The sequence below is a fragment of the uncultured Mailhella sp. genome, from assembly GCF_944324615.1.
Classification (GTDB): domain Bacteria; phylum Desulfobacterota; class Desulfovibrionia; order Desulfovibrionales; family Desulfovibrionaceae; genus Mailhella.
In genome coordinates this window covers 1-23,364 of record NZ_CALUWY010000043.1, presented here as the reverse complement: position 1 = coordinate 23,364, position 23,364 = coordinate 1, and the positions used below count along the sequence as shown (strand labels likewise).

The following is a 23,364-nucleotide window of genomic DNA, read 5'->3' as shown; positions in this document are numbered from 1 at the left end:
AGCCGGAGCATGAGGCCGAAGGAGAGGCGCAGGTGTCTTCCGGCCCGGTCCGCGGCGGCAGGTATCCGAAGAGGGGGGCAGCACAGGATTTCCGGGAAAAGTCGGTATTCCAGGCCGGGCCTTTTCCCACGGCAGGTTTCAGAAGCTACCCGTTTTTCCCTGTTGCAGGCATTTATCTCTGCCGGGGGGTCAGGCAGGCGTTTTTCGCAGGCAGGATGTTCCGGGCGGAGTGCGCCGGAGCGCGCATATTCTGCCGGGCGGAAGGACTTCCGGGCCTGACGGGGCGCGCGTTCCGTGCCGGGGAAGGGGCGCTCTTTCAACAAGGCGCGGTCATGCCCCGGTGCATGCCGGAAGGTCCGGTACGGCATCGCCTTTTTCCGCAGAGGAGCGCCGTTCCCACAGCCGTATGGAGTGCATGGTTGTGCGCCGTGCCTTCTGCAGCGCGCGGCAGAGAAGGGGAGTGTCTTTTTTCAGCCCCCACTTGTCCCGGTATTCGTCCGGAGTCAGCCTGTGCGTGGCCAGGTGACGGCTGGTGAGCATGCGGAAGCTTCTGCCGCATTCCAGGCAGAGAATACGCTGCTCGCGTATGGAACGCCGCGTTTTCTTTTCCTCCTCAGGGGCTTTTTCGTCCGTTTCCATGCGCCGCAGCAGGGAACGGAGGCGGCGTACCTGCGCGAGGATTTCTTCTTCCGTCATGGGGCGCACGGCGGCCTGTGCTTCCACGATATCCAGCGCTTTTTCCATGTATTCGTCCATGATTCCTCCTTGCGGCGCGGTGCCGCTGAAGAAAGCATGCAGGCCCCCCTGTGAGAAGACAAGAATTTTCCCATGATATATCAGCGTGTTGTTGTGATATATCAGAGGCTTTTTCTGCCTGTGCGCGCTTTTTTGAAATTCCCGGAGCATGCCCGGTTCTGGGGCGAAAGGCAGAGCACGCCTGTGCGGCCGCCGGGTTCAACGCGTGCCGGAGAACGGCGTTTTCCCGCACGGAGGGCCGGCCTGTGCCGGAAAGGGAAGCCGTGCCCCAGTACGGACACGTTCAAGGTGTGCTCTCAGGGCGGGGTTCCTGTTGTGCAGAGCGCAGGTTCCGCGTCAGGGCTGTTTCTCCTCCAAAAGGGGCTTTTTTTGCGCGGGTGGGGCTGTTGCCCCGGCTTTCATGACGGGAAAAAGGGGCATTTTCTCACGCGGCTGCACGCTGAAGGCACAGAATCGGCATGGGCGCCCCTTTGCGCGGAGAAGAGATTTACCGGAAGCAGGTGTTCGCGGGGCACAGGCTCCTTTTTTCGTGCAGGGAGGGGGCATCCCACACCATAGAGCCGTGCCGCGCCTGTTTTCTTCTCACGCGGGGCGGCAGCGCATGTTCTGCCTTGCAAGGATGCCTTTGCAGGGGCTTTTTTACGGGGGAGGGGAGTTGCGGCAGGCACCCGGGCGCAGGGGGATGATGTCCGGCCCGATGCCCTGCGCGTTTTTTTCCCTTGCGCAGGGGCGGATGCATAAGAGGTGCCGGGAAAAGGCTTTTCCGGCCGGGGGATGAGCCCCGGGCGTGAGGGAGCTTTACCCGCAGGGCCGTGCAGCGTGGCGTTTTTCGGCGTGAAGGGCACGCGCAGGCTTGCCGTCAACGGGCAGGACAGGCGGTGTTTCCCTCATGCGGGCGCGGGCCCTGGAAAAGGTGCGGCGCCTTCTGTCGCCTTCCATTGTTGCGTGATGTGGGGACTGCGCCGCCGCGCTCTTCATGAGGGGAGGCAGGCTTCCCCCTTCGCACACAGCGCGCGGGTTCCGCTCCGGTCTGCCTCTGTTTCCTTTTCCCTTCCCGCGGGAAAGAGCTTTCCCCGCCGTTTTTCTCCGTTTTTCCCCGGTCGGGGGCGGCGGTGCTCATGGTGCGCCCGGCCCGCCGCATGGGCAGGCGCGCTCCGTCCGCTTCTGTCGGTGCCAGTGATGGGCGTGGGGGCTTCGTTTTTTCCGGTTTCGGCATGCTGTTGCCCCGGAAAAGCGCATGTTCCGCCCGCAGTACCCCCTCCCGCCGTTTTTCCGACGATTTTTCGGTGTTTCTCCCTGTCGTGTTCCCGCCGCTCTGTCCACGGCGGCCTCGCCCCACCGATTCCCCGCCGTTTTTCTCCGTTTTTCCCGCTTTCCCCCGGTCGGGGGGCATGGTGCGCCCGGCCCGCCGCATGGGCAGGCGCGCTCCGTCCGCTTCTGTCGGTGCCAGTGATGGGCGCGGGGGCTTCGTTTTTTCCGGCTTCGGCATGCTGTTGCCCCGGAAAAGTGCAGGTTCCGCCCGCAGTACCCCCTCCCGCCGTTTTTCCGACGATTTTTCGGTGTTTCTCCCTGTCGTGTTCCCGCCGCTCTGTCCACGGCGGCCTCGCCCCACCGTTCTCCCGCCGTTTTCTCCGCCTCGTCCCTTTTTTCCGGCGTGAAAGGGGACAATTTGTCTCTCACACGCTCCAGCGTCTCATGCCGGAGTATTTTCCGGCGCGCAGGGGACACCCCTATCAGGCGATCTTTTTGATAGCTACGCCGGGCATTTTCCGGCGTGCAGGGGCACCTCACTCAACTATGCAAAATTTATAGGTAAACAGACTCTTTTCCGGCGTGCCGGGACAACCTGTGAGCGTATGTGCGTTTCTTTCCGGCCCGCAGGGGAAAAAAGCCCCGCTCTTCTGCCGGAGCGGGGCTTTTGTTACATATTCTTGTTGCGGTACACGAACTGGTGCGGGTCGATGCCGTATTTTTTCACCTTGTAGTTCACAATACGGTAGCTCGACTTCAGGTCGCGCGCGGCCTTCAGCATGTTGCCGCCCGCCTTGATGAGCGCATCCACCAGCAGTTCCTTTTCAAAGCGGGTCACGGCGTCGCCCAGGGACAGGCCCGCTTCCGTGGCCGTACTTTCCGCCGTCTGCAGCGAAGGCGGCAGGTCGCCTGCGCGGATGACGTGGTCTTCGCAGTACTGGGCGGCGCGCTGGAGGCAGCTTTCCAGTTCCGAGATGTTGCCGGGCCAGAAGTAGCGGGTGAGCAGTTCCAGCGCGGGGTAGGAAATGCGCTTGATTTTTTCGCTGTGGTAATCGGCGTTGCGCAGAAGAAGGTGCTCCACCAGGGGCACGATGTCTTCCCGCCGTTCCCGGAGCGGAGGAATATGCAGGGCGCACACATTGAGGCGCGCATACAGTTCCGCCGAGAAGCGGCCCTGTTCCACCAGTGCGTCCAGCGGGGCGCTGGTGGCGGCAATGACGCGCACATCCACGGGCACGGGGTCGCTCCCGCCCTGACGCAGGATGGCGTGTTCCTTGAGAAGGCGCAGCAGGCTTTCCTGTGCGGGCGGGGTGAGGGCTTCCACGGCATCCAGAAAGATGGTGCCGGTGTTGGCCTGTTCCAGCAGGCCCTTCTGTGTCTGCATGGCGCCGAGGAACGCGCCCTTCTGGTAGCCGCACAGTTCGATCTGCAGCCTTTCCGGGGGCAGGGCGGCACAGTGGCAGACCACAAGGGGCACGTCGCTTCTGGGGCTTGAGGCGTGGATGCGCCGGGCCAGTTTTTCCTTGCCCACGCCCGGTTCCCCGGCAAGGAGCACCGGGGCGCGGCCCTGGGCGATGTGCGCGGCCTGTTCCAGAATATGGCGCATCACCTTGGACTGGGCGATGAAGGCTTCGGAGCGGGAATCCTCGGCATTGCCTTCTCCCACGCCGGCGGGCGGCAGGCGGCGCTGATGGCTGAGTTCCTCCTGCAGGTAGGCGGCCTCGTTGGCGATGAGCGCGGCGGCCACTTCCAGAAAGAGGCGACGCAGTTCCAGATCTTCCCGGGAGACGAATTCGGTATCGGCGTTCAGGGTGCCTATGACCTCGCGCGCGGAAAGCGGACCGTCGCCCGCAGGGGCGAGAATGGGCACGGAAATGAAGGAGAGCCGCTCCATTTCCTCGTCGCTGCGTTCAAAAAGCAGGCTGAGGAAGAGGGAGTCGCCCTTCAGCTTTTCCACAATGACGGAACGGCCCGTGGCGAACACCTTGCCCGTGACGCCCACGCCCGGCGCGTAGCTTGCGTGGTTGGCCCTGGGCTGGGTACCGGCAAGGCTCAGGCGGAGCCGGCCGGTTTCCGGGTCGAAGAGCACAAGGTGAGGGCGAAGAAAGCCGTGACGTTCGGAAAGCTTGCTCAAAAGGGAGGTCAGGCTTGTCTGGAAGGGGCGTTTCGGCCCCATTTCGCCGGCCATGAGGCGCAGCGTTTCCAGCCAGGGGCTGACATCCTGATTGGCGGCATGGGCAGGGAGCTGAGTCATGAAGGCACTCCGGGCCGCTTACTTTCTGAGTTCGGCGATGCGGGCGCGCAGGAAGGCGGCGGATTCCTGATCCGCCGGGGGCAGGGCGGCCACGGCGGCCTCGTAGGCGGCCACGGCACCGGCCTTGTCGCCGGCGGCTTCGGCGGCTTCGGCCACCTGCTGGTGCATCACGGTTGCGGCTTCGGCGGGAGCGGTGGCGGCAAGTTCACGGAACTCGTCGCGCGCGGCGGCAAAGTCACCCTTGTGCATGAGCACCTGCGCATGGTTGAGGCGCGCGGCATAGGCGAGGGGGGTGTCGTCTTCAAGGGAGGCCACGGCGGCATAGGCGGAAGCGGCCTTGTCCCAGTCCTTCATTTCCACGGCGGTGGAGGCGAGTTCCAGCTGCGTGGCCGTGCCGAGGGCGGAGGGGGCGTCCTTGAGGAAGCCTTCCAGAGCGGCGGCGCGGCGCGCCGGATCCTGTATGGAAATGATGCGGCCGAGAGCGAGGCGCGCGTCGGAAATCTGTTCCTTACGGTACCACTGCCAGCCCGCCACGGCGAGAATGACGATGACCACCACCACGACGCCCGCGGCGATCTTGCGGGCATGGGTAAGCACGAAGTTCCACAGAGGCGCGGCTTCGGGGCTGACTTCGGCCTGCATTTCCGCGCTGAAACGGGGAATGTTGACGCCGCCCATCACCGGGTCGGCGCCGTGGGAAAGGGCGGGTTGGGAAAGGGGCGTGGGCTTCTTGATGGTGGGACGCTGTGCCATGAACGACTCCTTGAGGAAGGGAGAAAATGACAAAAGGAAAGGCCGGAAACTATCCGGCGCATGAAAGCACGCTAGTAGAGACTGACATAAATGTCAAAAGAAAAACTGTTTCCGGCGGCCGTGCTGCGGGAAGACATACGCTTTTGTCGAGGGGCGTTGCAGGAAATGTCTTGCATGGCGGGGCCGCGCCCCGTATGCTGGAAGAAGTTTTTTTCAAGGAGATCGACATGGACGTAACGCAGGACATACGGCAGGCCGTGCGCCTTGCCGGTGAAAAGGCGAAGGCCGCTTCCCGCCTCATGGCGGCGGCGAGCCCCGGGGCCAAGAAAAAGGCGCTTGAAACGCTTGCCGCGCTGCTTGAGGAGCGCGAGGCGGCGATTCTTGCGGCCAATGAGGAAGACCTTGAGGCCGCGCGCCGCGCACATCTCGACGGGCCGCGCATGGACAGGCTGCGCCTTACTCCCGCCATTCTGGCCGACATGGCCGGAGCCTGCCGCCATGTGGCGGATCTTCCCGACCCCGTGGGCGCCATGGACAGCCAGTGGCAGCGGCCCAACGGCCTTCTGGTGGGCAGGATGCGCGTGCCTCTCGGCGTGGTGGCCATGGTGTACGAGGCAAGGCCCAACGTCACGGTGGATGCCTCCATTCTCTGCCTCAAGGCGGGCAATGCGGTGATATTGCGCGGCGGCTCCGAGGCGCTGCGCTCCAATCTGGCCCTTGCCGCCCTGCTGCACGAAGCCCTTGAGGCGGCGCAGCTTCCCGGCGATGCGGTTGAGTTCATAGGCATCACTTCCCACGATGCGGTTTCGGAACTGTGCAGGCTCGACGAATATGTGGACGTGCTCATTCCGCGCGGCGGGGAATCGCTGGTGCGCGCGGTGACGAGTCAGGCCACCATGCCCGTGCTCAAGCACTACAAGGGCGTGTGCCACGCCTTCATCGACGAGAGCGCCGACCTTATGCAGGCTCTCGACATCGTGTACAACGGCAAGGTGCAGCGGCCGGGCGTGTGCAACGCGCTTGAATGCCTGCTGGTGCATGAGGCCGTGGCCGGGGCCTTTCTGCCCATGGTGGCGGAAAAGCTTTCCGCCGCGGGCGTCAGCTTCCGTGCGGACGAGGCCTCGCTGCCGCTGCTCGGCCCTTCGGCTTCCGCCGCCGCGCCCGACGACTTCGGCAGGGAATTTCACGATCTCATCCTTGCCGTGCGCGTGGTGCACAACATGGATGAGGCGCTGGCCCACATAGCCGCCTTCGGTTCCAACCATACGGAAGTGATCTGTACCACCAATCATCTGAATGCCATGCGCTTTCTGCGTGAGGCCGACGCCTCCATGGTGGGGGTGAACGCCTCCACGCGCTTCAACGACGGCGGGCAGCTCGGCCTGGGCGCGGAAATAGGCATAAGCACCTCCAAGCTGCATGCCTACGGTCCCATGGGCGTGCAGGAACTGACCACCACCAAGTTCGTGGTATTCGGTCAGGGACAGGTGAGAGCGTAAGGTGGGCGCCATCGGCATACTGGGCGGCACCTTCAACCCCGTGCACAACGGGCATGTGCGTCATGCCATAGAGGTGGCGGAAGCGCTGGGCCTTGACCGCGTGCTGCTCATGCCCTGCGCCATGCCGCCGCACAAGGAGAGCGCGGGCCTTCTGCCCTTTGATCTGCGCGTGGAGCTTCTGCGCGCCGCCGTGCACGGCATTCCCTTCCTTGATGTGGAAACGCTGGAAGGGGAACTGGAAGGGCCTTCCTATACCTGGCGCACCCTGAATGAATGGGCGCGCCTGCATCCGGGGGAACCTCTGCCCTATTTCATGATGGGGGCGGAGGCCTTTGCCGCGCTGGACACCTGGAACCACGGGCTGAAGCTTCCCCATGTGGCGCATCTGGTCATGGTGCCCCGGGGCGGGGACGACGGAAGCGTGTTCCATGAAAGCATCCGTTCCTTCTGGCCCGGGAGCCTGCCGCCCGCCATGGACGTGCCCCTGGGCCGCGAAACCGTGGAGCTGGCCGGAGGGGGAAAGTGCACCTTTCTGCCCGTGCCGCGGCTCGATATCAGCTCCACCTTCATCCGTGCGCGCTGGAGAGCGGGCCGCAGCCTTGCCGCACTCATGAGCGCGGAGGAACTGGCCGTACTTCAGGCCCATGCGGAGGAAGTTTCCGCCTGCTGGGCCACGGCAAGGGTGCGCTGAAGGGTGTTTCCGTTTTTTCCTGTTTAAAAAAGCGCCGCCTGCGGATATGCGGGCGGCGTTTTCTTGTCTTTAGGGACGTGTTTTCTGCGGCCGGAAGGGCGGCAGCACGGCGGGAAGGGGCGCTTCAGCGTTTCCAGAGTGTTTCCACGCCGCCCGGCACGATGATGCGTTCTTTGGGCAGAAGGTGCCAGGGGAAGGGGCCGCCCATGCGTGCGGCAAGGGCTGCCGGAGTGACGGGGGAAGGCGTTTCCTGAAGGCCTGCGATATGGGCCAGGTGCCCCACCACGGCCTCGGGGGAGCAGCCCGCTTCGCGCAGGGCCGCAAGACTCAGGCTCTTGTGCCGTTTGGCCAGCCTTTCGCCTTCCTCATCATAGAGCAGGGGAATATGCGCAAAATCCGGGGGCGTGCCGCCGAGTAGCCGGTACAGAAGCAGCTGACGCGGGGTGGAGAGCAGAATGTCCTCCCCGCGCACCACCTGCGTGACGTTCATGCGCATGTCGTCCACCACCACGGCAAGCTGATAGGCCCACACCCCGTCGGAGCGGCGCAGGGCAAAGTCGCCCCCGCAGCTTTTCAGGGAAATATGCTGCGGGCCGAGCACAAGGTCGGTGAAGTGCTCCACATCGTCGTCGGGGCAGAGCAGGCGCAGGGCGGGGCGGCGGCCTTCGGCCTCCTTCCGGGCGCGTTCTTCCGCCGTGAGGTGGCGGCAGGTGCCGGGGTAGGCCGCGCCTGCGTCGCCCAGGCCGTCGGCCGCGCCGTGGGGCGCGCCCGCAAGGGTACGCAGTTCCTTCCGGGTGCAGTAGCAGGGGTACACGAGGCCCCGCGCCTTCAGCGAGGCAAGGGCGCTTTCGTAACGATCGGAACAGAGGCTCTGACGGTAGGGCGCGCAGGGTCCGGTATCCGGCCCTTCGTCCCAGTCGAGACCCAGCCAGTGCAGGTCGCGCTCGATGGCGTCCATCCATGCCTTGCGGGAACGGGCGGGGTCGATGTCCTCATGGCGCAGAAGGATGCGCCCGCCTTCGGCTTTTGCCCCAAGCCATGCCAGAAGAAACGACCAGGCGTTGCCGAGGTGCAGCAGCCCCGTGGGGCTGGGCGCAAAACGGCCGACGATGTTCCGGTTCATGCCGCGCCCTCCGGTTTTTCGGGAATGCGTTCAAAACACTGTTCCATGACGGCGCTGGAAACCAGCATGCCCTTGCGCGTGAGGAAAAAGCGCCCGTCTTTTTTTCCGGCCATGGCGCGGCGCAGAAGTTCCCCGATGAGGGCTGCATTGTCCTTTTCAAAGTCCCTGCCGGTAAGGGCGCGGTAGGCGGCAAGGTCAAGCCCCTGCGCCGTGCGCAGACCGAGCATGACCAGCTCTTCCGCCTTTTCCGTAAAGCCGAGCCGTTCCACCGAGGCCGCGCGCTTTCCCTGCCGCACGGCCGAAAGCCACGCCTCAAGGTCTGCAACATTGCTGCGGCGTTCGTTGCCCGTGCAGCTTACCGCCGCAGGCCCGAGGCCGAGGTATTCCTCCCCCTGCCAGTAGCCCGTGTTGTGGCGGCAGGCAAAGCCCTGTTTCGCATAGTTGGAAATTTCGTACTGCGCATAGCCCGCCGCTTCAAGAAGCGCGCCGCCTTCCTCATACATGGCCGCGGCTTCCTCCTCCGCGGGCAGGCGCAGGTTTTCGCGTTCCCGGAAAAAGGGCGTGCCTTCCTCCAGCATGAGTCCGTAGCAGGAAAGGTGTTCGGGCGAAAGGGCGGCGGCTTCGGCAAGCTGCGCCTTCCAGTTGTCCACACTCTGGCCGGGCAGGCCCCACATGAGGTCGAGGCCCACATTGTGGAAACCGGCGCGGCGCAGGGCGGAATAGGCCGAAAGGGCGGTCTTTTTGTCGTGCACGCGGCCGAGCGCGGCAAGAAGGGCATCGTCCAGCGCCTGCACGCCCAGGGAAACACGGTTCACCCCGGCCAGGCGGAAGCCCCGGGCCTTTTCCTCATTCATGGATTCAGGATTGGCCTCCATGCTGATTTCCGCCTGCGCGTCGAGGGAAAAAAGCCCGGCGGCCGCGTCGAGAACGGCGCCCACAAGGGAGGGGGAAAGCAGACTCGGCGTGCCGCCGCCGAAAAATACCGTGCGCAGGGAAGGGTGCCCCAGCGCTTCGGCTTCGCGGCGCATTTCGCACAGCAGGGCGGAAGCCCACGAGGCAAGGCGCGCGTCGGAACCCGGGGCCGAGGCTTCGGAATAAAAGGCGCAGTAACGGCATTTTCTGCGGCAGAAGGGAACATGGATGTAGAGCAGCATGGCGGCAGCATGAAAAAAAGCCGTGCCCGCGTCAAGGAAAAACGGCGCGGGGAAGCGACAGGTGCGCCTGCGCTGTCGCAACGCCCATGATGCGCACGCTGTCCTGCCCCGGGGTGAGCGCCTCCGTATGCAGGCCGTGCGGCGCTTCAGCGCACTCCTGGCGGAAAAAGGCACAAAAAAAGGCCCGCCGGAAGGGCGGGCCTCGGTTCAGGGTTTAAGAATGGGGGTTAGAACTTCCAGCTGATGCCCACATTGATGCGCTGGTCGGTTTCGTGGCGGGAAGCCTGCACGCCGTAGTTCAGGCCGAGGGCGAGATTGCCCTTTTCCGCCTGAAGGCCGACCATGCCGGAAAAGCTCGTGGCATCCATGATGCGGGTGTTCACGCTGTCGAAGGCATTGATGCCCGCCCAGGACACCTTTGTCGTATTTTTCTTTTCCCCGGCAGCAGGAATGACGGACACGTCGGCCTGCGGCTTCACGGTCCAGCCGGAGACGTCGATATCCCTGGAGACGGTGACGCCCACAGGGAACTGCACGATGTGCTGGGTATCGGAAGAGGCGGAATTCAGGGTGGAACCGTTCACCTTCAGGTCATAGCTGTCCGTATGCAGGGCGGTGTAGCGCACGCCCGCATGGGGCAGAATGTCCACCACGGGGGTGGAGATCATGTATTCGGCACGCAGGTCGGCGATGAAGGCACTGGTGTCCACATCGGCGTCGGCGCGATTCATGCCCATGGAGGCGGGCAGGTTCATTTCCACATCATGGTCGGCCATGGCATAGCCCACGCTGGCCATGATGTTCAGGTTGTCAAGGTTCCAGCCTGCGTAGAGGTTCACGCCGCCGAAGTTGTAGGAGTTTTCCGTATCCGTGGCCGTGCCCCGGGTTTCGGACTTACCGCCGCCGTGCACGGAAGCGCCCACGCGTACCTTGCCGCCCAGCATTTCGCCCACCTGCGTATCCGCGCCGAGGGCGAGGCCGCCGTAGTTGCCGCGCACCGACGTGCCGGAGGCCGCCATGCCGTGGCTGTAGGTGTTGCCGTACATGGGAGTGGCCCAGACATCGAGCCCGTCAGCATGGATATTGCTTTCCTTGTTGAAGAAGCTCAGGGAAAGGTGCCGGGCTATCTGATCCGCGCCTGCGTCGGCAAGGCGCAGGGCGGTGTTCTGCACGCCTGCGGTGACGGCCGCGCGGGACACTTCGTTCACCGTGGCTGCGGCCAGGGAATCGGAGGAGATGAAGGTCTGATCCATGGCGCGGCTCAGGAAGCGTATGCCCATGGAGGCGGATTCCGTATCGTTCAGATTGCCGGCCATCATGGTGTTCAGCGCCTTTGCCGGAATGATGCCGGGCAGGGCACGGGCGGCGTCCTTCATTTCGGCGGAAACCGTGAGTCTGCCGCCGTCAAGATGAATGTCCGCTTCGGTGAGGCGGTTGCCGAGGAGGCTGGCGCGGCTCCAGTATTCGCCGTCCGCAGCGCTGAGGCCTTCGGTGATGGTGTAGGTTTCCCCGGCCCGGGCGTTGGCGATGTAAAGCCCGGCCCCCTTTTCCACGGCCACGGAGCCGCCCTTTCCGGAAGAGAGCATGGCGTTCCGGGAAGCGGCTTTGCCGTCCACCACCAGCACGGAATCCGCGCCGAAGGCGGCGGCCGCATTGCCCCGGGCCTTCACGGTGCCCACGGTGAGGGTGCCTTCATCCACGTTCAGGGGCGCGCCCAGAGCGAGCAGGGCCTGACCGGCGGAGCCGGTGATGCCGCCCGTGTCGGGCATGGCAAGGGCAAGGGTCGCGCCCTTCTGCACCACGAGGCCGGAAGCGGCGCCTTCCTGCGTGTAGCCGCCGTTCAGGAAGGTTCTGCCGTCCGCCACGGTGATGATGCCCCTGTTGTGAATGTCGTTTGCCCGGCCTGCCGCGCGGTTGCCGGAAAACACGTTGACGCCGGAGAAGGTGATGTCGCTCCCTTCCGTATTATAGATGGCGCCGCCGGAGGCAGAGGCGGTGTTGCCCTCAAAGGTGCTGTTTCTGATGGTGACGCCGCCCGCCTGATGGTACAGCGCGCCGCCGTATGCCCCGCTGTTGCTCTTGAAGGTGCTTTGTTCCACAAGCACCTTGCCCCGGCCGCCGGTCACGGCAAGGGCCGCGCCGCCGGTGATGTCCGGGGAAGAGGCGGACTCCACCCTGTTGCCCGTGAAGGTGGAATTTCTGACGGTGAGGCTGCGGCCTTCTTCCATGGCGGCGACAATGCCCGCCGCGGACGCGCCGTCGGCCTGATAACGGTTGCCGGAAAGCACGGCGCCGTCGATGACCACGTTGCCTTTGTCCGCGTTCAGCGCGGCAAAGGAGCCGGTGGCGGCGTCAAGGCCGCCGTTCAGGGTGAGATTGCCCCTGTCGAACACGATGGAGCCGCGGCTGCTCTGCCGCGTGCCCGGGGCAAGCTCCACGCCGGACATGGAAACGGCGGAGGACTGGTCCATGCTGAAGGCGTTGTCCAGCATGATGCCGGAATCGCCGCGGAAGGCAACGTTGCTTTTTTCCACGGAGCCGGAGAACGCGCCCTTCACCAGCAGCTGTTCCGTGCCTTCCGCACCCACGCCGCCGACCACGAGCCTGTTGTTCGTGCCCTGAAGGTTGATGAGCCCGGCAACATGGCTTTCGTCCGTCAGTTCCACGGTGGCGTTGTCGGTGTCGGTGACGAAGATGGCCGTGCTTTTCCCGTCCGCCTCAATGGAGCCGGTGTTGACGAACACCTTGCCTGCACAGGCCGGGCCGCTTTCATCGCTGGTGATGACCACGCCCGTGCCGCCGTTGCTCACATGAATCCCGCCGTGGTTGGCCACCTCGCCGGTAACGGCTTCCTTGCGGTAGTATATGCCGATGCCGCCCGCATCCTCCACGGAAATCACGCCGCTGTTCTGCATGCTCTTGTCGGCGGAGCCTGCGTTGTCCGCCATGCCGCTGCCCTTGCGCACCGCAATGACGCCGAGGTTCACGGCCGTGCCGTCGGGCCCGACGCCCATGCCCTTGCCGGCCGAAGGCATGGTGCCGTTCACATAAATGTTGCCCTGGTTCAGGATGGTGTAGGCGTCGCCGTTTCTGCCGCCCATGCCCTCGGCATGGCCGTCCGTCACCCAGATGTTGCCGTTGTTGTACAGCGGGCTGCCGGAAACGCCGGTGACGGCCATGGGGCTCTTGTCTTCTGCGGAGATGTTCTTCCCGGAGACCAGAATGTTCTTTCCCTTTTCAATGGTGACGGAACTCTGCTGACCGGGCTGATCGAAGGTCTGGTCGAAAGCGGAGGGCGCCTCCTGATACCAGGTCGCCGCCATGACCGTTCCGGCTCCGCCCATGGTGAGCATGGCCGCCACGGCCAGAGAGCCGAAGGTGTTCATGAGGCGGCATTTGTTCAGCACCGCTTTGTAGCGGCTGATGAGATTCCCAATGGATCCCTTTGTCTACATAGCGTTGCTCCTTTAAAAAATGTGAAATGTTGCAATTTCGCCCGTTGTTTGTTGGTTTAAGTCGTTTCCTCATCATTATAATGATATGAAGAGTGAGGTCGGACATGTTTTTGGGGGAGATTCTTCATTCCGGCAGGGCTACCATTAAAAATATGTGATTTCCAGAAAAAAAGTTCATACACAATAATATTTTTTTCATACTCTTTAATAATTATGAAAAATGTATATTGTATGAAGGACAAAAGAAGATCAGAATACGGTATTGGAAAAAGCTTTTTAAAGTAACAGACACGGAAAATATGGAGAAAAGGAACGTCGTTGTGCATGCGGAATGCAGTTGTGCGGAAAAAGAAAGTAAAAATAATTGAACTATCCGTTTTCTTCCGTAGTTTTCCATGGAAAAATGATGGTTCACTCTGGAATGTGAAAAATATAACATTATAACAGGCCGCATCAGCGCCGCGTTATAAAAGGAAAGTCATTTTCAATATGTTTGAACATGCCGGAATGTCTGCCGCTTTTCCTTTCAATTTCATAAGGCGGCAAAAGTTGAGGAAAAAGAATACCCTGGCCGTTCCTGCCGGTGCAGGGAAGAATGTTTTCCGCTATGTCCGGCTGTAGTGCCCGAAAGCTGAGAAACATTCCTGAAAAGCAGGGCAATCTGTGTTGTGAAGATATTTTTTCCCCTTTTTTCAGGAAGTTATGCGCATGAGGGGGCGGGCGCGCCTTCCGGCGGCACAGGCGGGGCGGCATACCGTTGCGGCACAGGCTTCTGCGTTCCCCGGTTTGCGAAGCTCGACCCCGTATCAGCGCTCGGGGGCCCCCGGCCTGCCTTCAGGCGGCCGGGCCGCCGGGCATAAGCAGCCGCGATTCACTCGCGGCGTTAAACGCCATGCCCGGCGTGCAAGTCCCGCGTCCGTACAGCGTGTCCGGAGCAGACGGGCGGTCGTGGTACCCGGGCGAGGGAAAGGCCTCCGCAGGAGGCAGAGTGTGCGGTATCGGGGGCGGCACAGGCTTCCGCGTGCCTTGTTTTGCCAGGCCCCGTTCAACGCTCCGGGGGCACCCGGCCGGCCTTTTGGGGGGCGGTGGGATGCAGGCAGGCGCGATGTACTCGCGGTGTTAAGCGCAGCCGCCGTGCAGGTCCCGCGCCCGCGTGTCCGGAGCAGACGGGCGGTCGTGGTACCCGGGCACGGGAAAGGTCAGGCCCGCCTTGACAACAGCGCAGGGCCTTTTTCATAACAGGTCATGGCCCGCGCAGAAGGGGAGCGTGCGGGCGGCAACATTTCATACAAGGACAAGGGGACGCCATGGAACTTTCCGCCGTGCTTTTCGACCGTGACGGAACGGTGATTGTGGACCGCCATTACCTCGGCAGTGCCGAAGGGGTGGAGCTTATTCCCGGCGCGGGGCAGGCGCTGGCGCTTCTGCATGAAAAGGGGCTTTCGTGCTTTCTGGTGAGCAATCAGTCGGGCATAGGGCGGGGCTATTTTCCCGAATCGGGCTGGCACGAGTGCCACGCGCGGCTTCAGCAGCTGCTTGCCGCCTTCGGCGCGGGCTTTGACGACGCGCGTTTCTGCCCCCATGCGCCGGAAGAGGCGTGCCGCTGCCGCAAGCCTGCTCCCGGCATGTGGGAAAGCCTGCAGAAGGCCCACGGCCTGGAGGCCGGGCGCTGCGCCATGGTGGGCGACAAGGCGGAGGATCTTCTCTTCGGCGTGAACGCATCGCTTGCGGCCTCGGTGCTGGTGCTTACCGGCAAGGGGGAGGCGGCCGCGCTCAAGCTGGGGCTGGATGTGCCGCGCATTGAAAGGGAAGGCTTTCTGGCCGTGGATATCCCGGACATGAACGCAGGGGCAACGCGCCTTTTTGCGGCAAAGGACATGCCCTCCGCCGTGCGCGGCCTGCTTGCCGTGTAGCTCTGGGGCACGATGCCGCGCGCCGGCGGGGAAAGGGGAGCCTTCCCCGGCGTCTTTTCACAATGGTGCCGGACGCAGGAAAGGGCGGTTTTCTCCGGCCCTTCTCCGGCCCGCGCGGCCTTGACTTTCCCCATGCAGTGGGGCAGAGAAAAAAGAACATGTGCGTTTTTGCGCAGAAAACCATTTTCAACAAGAGGCCGGCATGTTTTTCAGGAACACCTGACGAGACCATCCGCAGAGACAAGGTCTGTCTTGCCGGCTTCCTGCACCTGGCGGCTCCTGCCGCTCTGCGTTTCTTCCGTCGTTCCCGAAAGGTGCCGCCTCGTAACGAGAGGTGAGCATGAACCGTATCCTTTCCGCTCTGGCGCTGGTTTTTCTCAGCGCGTCTCTGGCCGTGGCCGCTCCTCTTGACGCCTTCAAGGGGCAGAAGGGCAATCTCGACATCGCGGGCGGCACCGCCCATATTCCGGTGATGAAAAAGGCCGCTCAGGCCATCATGGCCGCCAACGGCGACATCCGCATCACCGTGGCGGGCGGCGGCTCCGGCGTGGGCGTGCAGAAGGTGGGCGAAGGCCTCGTGCAGATAGGCAACACCGGCCGCGCCCTGAAGGAAGGCGAAATTGCCAAGTACGGCCTGGTTTCCTTCCCCTTCGCCATCGACGGTGTGGCCGTGGCCGTGAACCCCGGAAACGGCGTCACCTCCCTGACCAGAGCGCAGGTGAAGGACGTGTTTGCCGGCAGGATCACCAACTGGAAGGAACTCGGCGGCAAGGATGCGGCCATTTCCCTCTATGTGCGCGAAGACGGCAGCGGCACCCGCGAAACCTTCGAGGAACGCGCCCTCGACAAGGGCACGTCGGCCGGGAGCGCCAACGTGGTGAACTCCAACGGCGCCATGAAGACGGCCATTGCCCAGGACCCCAACGCCATAGGCTATGTGGGCATCGGGCATCTTGACGATTCCATCCGCGGCGTCACCGTGGACGGCATGGTTCCCTCCCAGAAGAACGCGGCCGACGGTTCCTACACCATCACCCGCCTGCTGTACATGAACACCAAGGGCGAACCTTCGGGCCTCACCGCGCTGTTCATCGACTACATCTATTCCGAAGACGGCAAGGCCTTCATTTCCGGTTCCGGCTACATTCCGCTGGAAAGAAAGAGATAGGATGGGTGACCGGGCCTTTCCGCCCGGTCCTTTTCCGGATGTTCCGGAATTTTTCCCCGTGCGGCGGTCCTGCCGGAAGCTCTCCGGCACGGGCCGTGCGGGCGCCTTTTGCGGCAGGATGACAGGGGTGAATATGCGTCGTTGCAGGCTGTCGGATGGAGAAGGACGCGGGGGCGGGCTTCTGCTGCGCCTTTCCGTGTTTCTGGCCATGGGCGGCATGGCTCTGCTTTTTCTCATGATCGCGGCCTTTGCCCTGCCCGTGTTTCTGCACGGCGGGGAAGGGGGCGGGCCTTTTTCCTGGACATGGTCGCCCGGGCAGGGGCGTTTCGGCATTCTGCCCATGATGGCGGGTTCCCTCGCTCTGGGGGTGACGGCCGCCGTTCCGGGCTGGATCATGGGCCTGTGCCTCTGCTGCTGGCTCCTTTCCCCGGAAAAGGGGAGCCGCATCGGCCTGTTCCGCAGACTGACCGGGGGGCTGGTCCGCGTGATGACGGCCGTGCCCACCGTGGTGTACGGCTTTGCCGCCGTGTTCCTGCTTGCGCCCGCCATACGGAAGGGCTTCGGCGGTTCCGGCTTTTCGTGGCTGACGGCCTCGCTCATGCTGAGCCTGCTTATTCTGCCCACCGTGGTGCTGGTGCTGCAGGCAGGGCTTGCCCCGCGCCTTCAGGCCGTGGAAATGCCCGGCCGCGCCATGGGCATGAGCCGCCTGGAACTGCTCTGGCATGTGGTGCTCCCCACCTCCCGCGGCACGCTTCTTTCCGCCGCGGTGCTCGGCTTCGGCCGCGCCGTGGGCGATACCATGCTGCCGCTCATGCTGGCGGGCAATGCTCCCGTGGCGCCCGATTCCGTGCTTTCCAGCCTGCGCACCCTCACCGCGCACATGGCGCTCGTCACCTCCAACGAAGTGGGCGGGGCGGCCTACGATTCGCTGTTCATGGCCGGGCTTGTTCTTCTGCTGGTGAATGCGGCGGTGAGCCTCTGCCTGAGGCGCACGGGAGGCGGAGCATGAGACGCCTTCCCTTCCTGCTGTTCCGGGCGCTCACCGCGTTTTCCGCGCTGCTGGTTCCGGCCATGGTGTGCCTGCTTCTGGGCTATCTTCTCTGGCGGGGGCTTCCCGTCATGGGGCCTGAGCTTCTCTTCGGCCATGCGGACCCGTGGAAGGCCGTGCTCGGCCGCGCTCCCGTATGGGACGGCCTGTGGCCCGCCTGCGTGGGCACCTTCCACCTGGTGCTGCTCACCATGCTGCTTGCCGTGTTTCCGGGCGTGGGCTGCGGCATGTATCTTGCCGAAGCGGCCACCCCCCGGCAGAAGCGCGTGATCGGCGCGGCCGTGGACATGCTTGCGGGCATGCCTTCCATTGTCATGGGGCTTTTCGGCTTCATGCTCATTCTTTTTCTGCGCCACACGTTTTTCCCTCATGCCAATACCGGGCTTCTGCTCGCCGCCTGCTGCCTGGCCCTGCTGGTGCTGCCCGTGCTCGTGGCCTCCACCCGGGAGGCCATGGCCGCCGTGCCCGCCTCGCTCCGCCTTGCGGCCGCCGCATGCGGGCTTTCCCGTTCGCAGGCCATGTTCCACCTCTTCCTGCCTGCGGCGGCAAGGGGCATACTCGGCGGCGTGGTGCTGGCCGTGGGCCGCGCGGCCGAGGATACGGCCGTCATTCTCTTCACCGGCGTGGTGGCCAACGCAGGCATGCCCGCCGGACTGCTCGGCAAGTTCGAGGCCCTTTCCTTTGATATCTACTATATTTCCTCCCAGTATCAGGATCAGCAGGAGCTTCTGCGCGGCTTCGGCGCGGCGGCGCTGCTTCTCGGCATATCCTGCCTGCTGCTTCTTGCGGCAAGGGTGCTGGAAAACGGTTTTCGCAAAAAATGGCAGGGGAGGGCGTAGGCCATGGCTCAGGCTGCTTCCGCGTTCATGCTTCGCGCGCGCGATCTTTCGGTGTCTTTTTTCGACCATGCCGTGGTGCATGAGGTGAATCTCGATGTGCCGCGCGGCGGCATAGCCGTGCTGGTGGGGCGCTCCGGTTCGGGCAAGACCACGTTCCTGCGCGCCGTGAACCGCCTCAATGAAGAGGTGCCCGGCTGCCGCACCACCGGCCAGGTGGAACTTTTCCTGCCCGGCGGAAGCATGAGTCTGTACCCGGAAAAGGGGAAGGAAACGCCCGCCCTTTCCGTTCTCCGGCGGCGCGTGGGCATGGTGTTTCAGACGCCGCAGGTGTTTCCGGTGAGCGTGTTCCGCAATGTGGCGCTGCCCCTTTCCGTGGCCCTGGGCTGCCCGCGCGCCGAACTGGAAGACCGCGTGAAGGCGGCGCTCGTGCAGGCCGATCTGTGGAAGGAGGTGGAGGGCCGCCTTTTTATGAGCGCGGAGCGGCTTTCCGGCGGACAGCAGCAGAGGCTCTGCCTGGCCCGGGCCCTGGCCCTTGAGCCGGATATGCTGCTTCTGGACGAACCCACCGCCTCGCTGGACGTGCGCGCCGCCCGCCATGTGGAGGAGCTGCTTTCTTCTCTGGCGGAACGCCTGCCCGTGCTCATGGTTTCCCACAGCCTGGGCCAGAGCCTGCGCCTTGCCTCCTTCCTCGCCGTGATGGAGGCGGGGCGTGTGACGCACGCTCTTGCGGATGTGAAGGGCATGACGGAAGACGACCTGGAAGCGCTCCTCGGCGACACGTCGCGGTAAAGGCGCTTTTCCCTTGCCGTGGAAAAGGGCAGGGGCTATAAGAAGGAAGGATGCCCCTGTGGGCGCGGCCCGCGCAGAGGGCGTGCAGACGGGCGGTCGCAATACCCGGGCGCGGGAAAGGTCAGACGGGCGTTTGTATCCGGTTTGCGAAGGTGAGCCGTGTATCAACGCCCGGGGGCCCCCGGCCTGCCTTCAGGCGGCCGGGCCGCCGGGCAAAGCCGCCGGAATTCATTTCCGGCGTAAACGCCATGCCCGGCGTGCAGGCCCCGTGCCCGTGTGTCCTGCCCTGACGGGCGGTCGCAATACCCGGGCGCGGGAAAGGTCAGACGGGTGTTTGTACCCGGTTTGCAAAGCTAAGCCGTGTATCAACGCCCGGGGGGCCCCGGCCGGCCTTCAGGCGGCCGGGCCGGTGGATGCAGGCAGGCGCGTTCACTCGCGCCGTTAAGCGCAGCAGCCGTCGTGCAAGCCCTGTGTCCGTACAGTGTGCCCTTCACAGACAGACTTTCATTAACCCCCCAACCCTCTTAAAGGAGAGGCTGATGCCCAGTTACGAAGAAATCTTCACCAGAGAATGCCTGAACGATGTATTCCCGCCCGAACGTACCGACCGTTTCTTTGAGGCGCTGTTCGGCGACCCCGACGAAGGGGCCTATGATATACGCATGTCGCTCATGGCCGCTTCGGAAAGGAAGCTGGATTTTCTTTTCGAGCTGCATCAGCGCGGGGATGCCTGCCTTGCGTGCAACCTTACCCACGGCCTGCCCGCCGTGTTCCTGCGCCACCCTGTCATCGACATCAAGGGCGTGACGGCGGAACTTGCCCGCCGCGCAGGCTGGCCCGACGGCAGCTGGGAATGGAGCCTCGGCAGCACGGACGAAGTTTCCCGCGCGCTGCACGTCATTCCTCTTACGCTCAAGAGAGTGGATTAAAGCGGGAGATTTTTGCTTGACTTCGCCTTCTGAAGGCGGTACTTCTTTTCGGCCAGAGGGGCGTTAACTCAGTCGGTAGAGTACCTGCCTTTTAAGCAGAGAGTCGCGCGTTCGAATCGCGCACGCCCCACCATGGAAACGAAGAGGCCGTGTTTTTGCACGGCCTTTTTTCGTTTAATGCCGCGGCGTTCCGGGGATGGGCAGATGAGGCGTTCTGCTTTCTCCGCACGCTTTTCTCCTTTTCCGGGCATGTGCCGCAAAGGTATGCCGAAGCGGTGAAGCATGGCATCATCTTGCTGCCAACGGCCTTTTTTGCTATAAAAATTCTCTCTTTTCCGTACGGAGCGTATGGTCATGCAGAAGAATTTCCATGATGCCTTTCATCGACATTATCATGATGCCGAACTGCTTTTTCAGAACGGCCGCTGGGCCAATGCCGATCATCTGTACGGCCTTTGTGCAGAATGCGGACTGAAGGCAATTCTCATCACACAGGGCGTTTCGTCGAATGCGGATCATGACATTGGCGACAGAACCTATAAAAAGCATATCAATACGCTCTGGAATGAATACCACTCCTTCATGCAGAAGGGCAGAGTGTACCTTATTCCCGCCGCCAATCCGTTTGATACATGGCAGGTCGATCAGCGGTATGCCGGAAAAAACGACATTACCGAACAGACGGCGCGCGATCACGGGACTGCGGTGAAGGCGATAGCGAACATCATCAATCAGGCGGAACTTGACGGGGTGTTGTAATGGCGCGTTTTGATGACCTTATGGGGAAGCTTGAAGAGATTTTTCTCCGCCATGACGAGGCGCTGCATCTTGGTGCGAAGACGGAGTTTTTTTTCGTCAACAGGGATCTTTTCGGTCGTATTTCCCTTGTGATGGATGAGGAACGCTTCGGAGGGGAGAAGCTTGAGAAGGCTCTTTCCTCCCTGCGCGAGGATATCGCCGAAACGCTTGCGCCCCATGTGCTTCCCGACGGCCGCGCGCTGTTTTTCCGGAGTGCGCCTTTTGCAGAGGAAAAGCAGGGAGCCGTGGTGTTCCGCCACGAAGGCCGTTTTTCCTTTACCGTGGTGGACAGGGTGCTGACGGAAAGCTCCTGGGCAGCCCGTGCGGAGGAGGATGAGCTTTCCCGGAAGACGGCGGTGTTCTTTTCCATCAAGGGTGGTGTGGGGCGTTCCACGGCACTGGCTGCAGCTGCCTGGTATCTGGCAAAAAAGGGAAAAACGGTCATGGTGGTGGACATGGACCTGGAATCGCCGGGCCTTTCCAGCAGTCTGCTCCCGGAAGAGAGACGCCCCGAATACGGTCTTCTGGACTGGCTGGTGGAAGATGCGGTGGGCAACGGCGATGCGGTCATCGAGAGTATGGTTGCTACCAGCCCTCTGACGGAAGGGAGCGGCGAGATTTTCGTCGTGCCTGCCCACGGCAGGAAGGAGGGAGAGTATATCGCCAAGATGGGCCGGGCATGGATGCCCCGGATGGAAGGCGATGTGCGTGTCAGCTGGCCGCAGCGTCTGCGCAGTCTTCTGGAAAAACTTGATGGGAAGTATGGTCCCGACTGTATCCTTATTGACTCGCGGGCAGGCCTTGATGAAATCGCCTCCGCCTGCGTGCTGGGGCTGGCCCCGGGGCTCGTGCTGCTTTTCGCCCTTGAAGGCGTGCAGACCTGGACGGGGTATTCCATGCTCTTCCGGTATTGGAATGAGCTGGGTCGGGCAGCAGCGGTGCGTGAATCCCTGCAGGTGGTTGCCGCCATGCTTCCCCCGGTGCAGGACAAGCCGGCCTATGCGCGAAAGCTGAGGGAAAACGCCTGGAATGTTTTTTCCGCAAGTCTTTACGACGACGTTCCCGCGCCCGGCGATGCTTCGGAACAGACGGAGTCGGCATTGCCCGAGCCGTTCAACTTCGACCTTGAGGACGAAGAGGCCCCGCATCATCCGTGGATCATTCACTGGAATCAGGGCCTGAGCGCCATGGAACAGCTCTATACGCTGGATCATGCGCTGGATGAGGCAATGATGAAGGCGGTGTTTCCTTTTATTGACAATCTGTACAGGTTCTTTTTTGAGGAAGAAGCATGAGCTATCCCGTATCCGAGATTCAGGAAGCTTTGTGGCAGGTGACGGACTCCATCCCCATCTCGGCCGAGTATGAGGCGCCTACGCTTGCCACGTTTTTCACTCCTCCTTCCCATATTCGAGCCCTGCGCCTGCATACTCCGCTTGTGGTCGGCGCGCGCGGCGTGGGCAAGACGTTCTGGGCGCAGGCCCTGCAGAAGGAGGACGTGAGGTCGCTTCTCGGGCAGGCCGCCCCGGATCTCAGGGGCATCCATGTGACCATCGGTCACGGCGCGATACCATGTGAGGAGTATCCTTCTCCGAGCACCTTTGCGAGTCTTCTTCCCGGGCATGATGCCGCCAGCATCTGGCGTGCGGTGCTTTTGAAAGCCTGCGTTTCGGCGGCGGGGCTGGAGCCGGGAGCGGATATGCCGCACAGCGGCGCGGAATGGAAGACGCTGGTGCCGTGGGTGGCGGACAACCCGGAGCGCGTGGACAGGATATTTCTTGACGCGGACAGGGCCTTTGCCCGGCAGGGCATGAGTCTGCTCATCGTGTTTGATGCGCTGGACCGCGTGGCCTCTTCGTGGAAGGATATCGACGAGCTGACCACCGGGCTTTTGCGTACGGCATTGCAGTTTTCCACCTTTTCGCACATCAAGACAAAGATTTTTCTGCGGGAAGATCATTGCAGCCGTATATCCTTTTCCTTCCCCGACGCTTCCAAGCTGCTCGCCTCCAAGGTGGAACTTTCCTGGACAAGGGCGGAGCTGTACGGCATGCTCTGGAAGAGGCTGTGCAACGGGGAGGGGGCTTCCGGGCAATGCCTGCGCGGACTTTTTGCCGAACATCTTCCCGGAAGTCTCGAAGAGCGGGACGGCGCGTGGTTTTTCAAAAATACCGGGGAACTCACCGATAACGTACTCAAGCTGCTGTTCCATTGCCTGACCGGACCCTACATGGGCAAGGACAGACGCCGGGGGATGCCCTACACCTGGACGGTGGGGCACCTGGCCGACGCACGCCAGCAGACTTCTCCCCGTTCCTTCATGGCGGCCATAGCCCGGGCCTGTCAGGATTCCCACGACAAAAAGTATGCGGGAATGAATTATCCCATCCATTATGAGAGCATCAAGAGCGGCGTGCAGATCGCCTCTCAGATTCGTGTGGCCGAAATGCAGGAAGACAACCGCTGGGCTACGGAGCTTCTGAAGGAACTGAGGGGCATGAATGTTCCCTGCCCCTTCCAGAGCGTGCAGGACAGGTGGCAGGAAGCGTATGCCGAAGGCCCTTCCGCACTGGTCAGAATGCATCCTTCCCATACGCCGCCGGAATTTGAAAGCGCCGGCTGGGCGGAGGTGCGCAGGCAGCTTGAAAGCCTCGGTTTCTGCCTTACCCTGAGCGACGGGCGTTTCAATATGCCCGACCTGTACCGGGTGGGCTTCGGCCTCGGCCGCAAGGGCGGCGTCAAGCCTTTGTCTTAGGCTCAGGACTCATTAGTTGCCAAAAGGGTAAGAAGTTCTTATTGTCGGCATAGGGAGGATGCCATGAAAGAACTTTTTTATCTTTCTCATGAACAGATTGCTCGTATCAAACGCTACTTTCCTCGTTCCCATGGCATTCCGAGAGTCGATGACAGGCGTGTCGTCAGCGGCATTATCTATGTCATCAAG

Annotated in this window: 17 protein-coding genes, 1 tRNA gene and 1 pseudogene; 13 read left to right on the top strand and 6 right to left on the bottom strand. The window is 62.8% G+C overall.

What is annotated here, in order from left to right; genetic code table 11:
- Nucleotides 1-330: 330 nt before the first annotated feature.
- The 3 genes from Q0K07_RS09230 to Q0K07_RS09220 all read right to left on the bottom strand — a co-directional run bounded on the left by Q0K07_RS09230 (nucleotide 331) and on the right by Q0K07_RS09220 (nucleotide 5,014).
- Nucleotides 331-756, bottom strand: a complete 426-nt coding sequence (locus Q0K07_RS09230) for a MucR family transcriptional regulator (protein WP_294558669.1) — start codon at nucleotides 754-756, stop codon at nucleotides 331-333.
- A gap of 1,921 nt (nucleotides 757-2,677) precedes the next feature.
- Nucleotides 2,678-4,261 (bottom strand): sigma-54-dependent Fis family transcriptional regulator, encoded by a 1,584-nt coding sequence (locus Q0K07_RS09225; RefSeq protein ID WP_294558667.1) that lies wholly within the window; start codon nucleotides 4,259-4,261, stop codon nucleotides 2,678-2,680.
- A gap of 18 nt (nucleotides 4,262-4,279) precedes the next feature.
- Nucleotides 4,280-5,014, bottom strand: a complete 735-nt coding sequence (locus Q0K07_RS09220; protein ID WP_294558665.1) for a tetratricopeptide repeat protein — start codon at nucleotides 5,012-5,014, stop codon at nucleotides 4,280-4,282.
- Between the two features lie 227 nt (nucleotides 5,015-5,241).
- Here Q0K07_RS09220 and Q0K07_RS09215 point away from each other — a divergent pair, with 227 nt between their 5' ends.
- Together Q0K07_RS09215 and nadD are read left to right on the top strand one after the other, a co-directional pair.
- On the top strand, nucleotides 5,242-6,513 hold the full coding sequence (locus Q0K07_RS09215) for a glutamate-5-semialdehyde dehydrogenase (protein WP_294558664.1): 1,272 nt from the start codon (nucleotides 5,242-5,244) through the stop codon (nucleotides 6,511-6,513).
- A 1-nt stretch (nucleotide 6,514) separates the two neighbouring features.
- The gene (gene nadD / locus Q0K07_RS09210; protein WP_294558663.1) at nucleotides 6,515-7,204 is read left to right on the top strand and encodes a nicotinate (nicotinamide) nucleotide adenylyltransferase; all 690 of its coding nucleotides are present in this window, start codon (nucleotides 6,515-6,517) and stop codon (nucleotides 7,202-7,204) included.
- Between the two features lie 124 nt (nucleotides 7,205-7,328).
- Here nadD and gluQRS read toward each other — a convergent pair whose 3' ends face one another.
- The 3 genes from gluQRS to Q0K07_RS09195 all read right to left on the bottom strand — a co-directional run bounded on the left by gluQRS (nucleotide 7,329) and on the right by Q0K07_RS09195 (nucleotide 12,888).
- Nucleotides 7,329-8,327, bottom strand: coding sequence for a tRNA glutamyl-Q(34) synthetase GluQRS (gluQRS, locus tag Q0K07_RS09205; RefSeq protein ID WP_294558661.1), 999 nt, complete (start codon nucleotides 8,325-8,327; stop codon nucleotides 7,329-7,331).
- The gene (hemW, locus tag Q0K07_RS09200; RefSeq protein WP_294558660.1) at nucleotides 8,324-9,481 is read right to left on the bottom strand and encodes a radical SAM family heme chaperone HemW; all 1,158 of its coding nucleotides are present in this window, start codon (nucleotides 9,479-9,481) and stop codon (nucleotides 8,324-8,326) included. The genes gluQRS and hemW overlap by 4 nt, the downstream gene beginning before the upstream one ends.
- A 227-nt stretch (nucleotides 9,482-9,708) precedes the next feature.
- On the bottom strand, nucleotides 9,709-12,888 hold the full coding sequence (locus Q0K07_RS09195) for an autotransporter outer membrane beta-barrel domain-containing protein (protein WP_294558659.1): 3,180 nt from the start codon (nucleotides 12,886-12,888) through the stop codon (nucleotides 9,709-9,711).
- Between the two features lie 1,283 nt (nucleotides 12,889-14,171).
- Here Q0K07_RS09195 and Q0K07_RS09190 point away from each other — a divergent pair.
- The 11 genes and pseudogenes from Q0K07_RS09190 to Q0K07_RS09140 form a co-directional block, all read left to right on the top strand.
- Nucleotides 14,172-14,849, top strand: a complete 678-nt coding sequence (locus Q0K07_RS09190; protein ID WP_367178885.1) for a D-glycero-alpha-D-manno-heptose-1,7-bisphosphate 7-phosphatase — start codon at nucleotides 14,172-14,174, stop codon at nucleotides 14,847-14,849.
- Nucleotides 14,850-15,189: 340 nt separating this feature from the next.
- Nucleotides 15,190-16,017, top strand: a complete 828-nt coding sequence (locus tag Q0K07_RS09185; RefSeq protein ID WP_294558657.1) for a phosphate ABC transporter substrate-binding protein — start codon at nucleotides 15,190-15,192, stop codon at nucleotides 16,015-16,017.
- Nucleotides 16,018-16,150: 133 nt separating this feature from the next.
- The gene (locus Q0K07_RS09180; RefSeq protein WP_294558656.1) at nucleotides 16,151-17,026 is read left to right on the top strand and encodes a PstC family ABC transporter permease; all 876 of its coding nucleotides are present in this window, start codon (nucleotides 16,151-16,153) and stop codon (nucleotides 17,024-17,026) included.
- Entirely contained in the window at nucleotides 17,023-17,904 is an 882-nt protein-coding gene (locus tag Q0K07_RS09175) for a PstA family ABC transporter permease (protein WP_294558654.1), read from the top strand. Before Q0K07_RS09180 ends, Q0K07_RS09175 begins: the two co-directional genes overlap by 4 nt.
- 3 nt (nucleotides 17,905-17,907) lie before the next feature.
- Nucleotides 17,908-18,693 (top strand): phosphate ABC transporter ATP-binding protein, encoded by a 786-nt coding sequence (locus tag Q0K07_RS09170; protein WP_294558653.1) that lies wholly within the window; start codon nucleotides 17,908-17,910, stop codon nucleotides 18,691-18,693.
- Between the two features lie 539 nt (nucleotides 18,694-19,232).
- Entirely contained in the window at nucleotides 19,233-19,622 is a 390-nt protein-coding gene (locus Q0K07_RS09165) for a hypothetical protein (protein ID WP_294558652.1), read from the top strand.
- 57 nt (nucleotides 19,623-19,679) lie between these two features.
- Nucleotides 19,680-19,755, top strand: a tRNA-Lys gene (locus tag Q0K07_RS09160).
- A 221-nt stretch (nucleotides 19,756-19,976) separates the two neighbouring features.
- Nucleotides 19,977-20,381: a hypothetical protein gene (locus tag Q0K07_RS09155; RefSeq protein ID WP_294558651.1), complete on the top strand. Its 405-nt coding sequence runs from the start codon at nucleotides 19,977-19,979 to the stop codon at nucleotides 20,379-20,381.
- Nucleotides 20,381-21,715 carry an ArsA-related P-loop ATPase gene (locus Q0K07_RS09150; protein WP_294558650.1) on the top strand — a complete coding sequence of 445 codons (1,335 nt, stop codon included), beginning with the start codon at nucleotides 20,381-20,383 and terminating at the stop codon, nucleotides 21,713-21,715. Before Q0K07_RS09155 ends, Q0K07_RS09150 begins: the two co-directional genes overlap by 1 nt.
- Nucleotides 21,712-23,175 (top strand): ATP-binding protein, encoded by a 1,464-nt coding sequence (locus Q0K07_RS09145; RefSeq protein ID WP_294558649.1) that lies wholly within the window; start codon nucleotides 21,712-21,714, stop codon nucleotides 23,173-23,175. The genes Q0K07_RS09150 and Q0K07_RS09145 overlap by 4 nt, the downstream gene beginning before the upstream one ends.
- A gap of 63 nt (nucleotides 23,176-23,238) precedes the next feature.
- Nucleotides 23,239-23,364, top strand: a pseudogene (locus Q0K07_RS09140) (IS5/IS1182 family transposase); the annotation flags it as partial.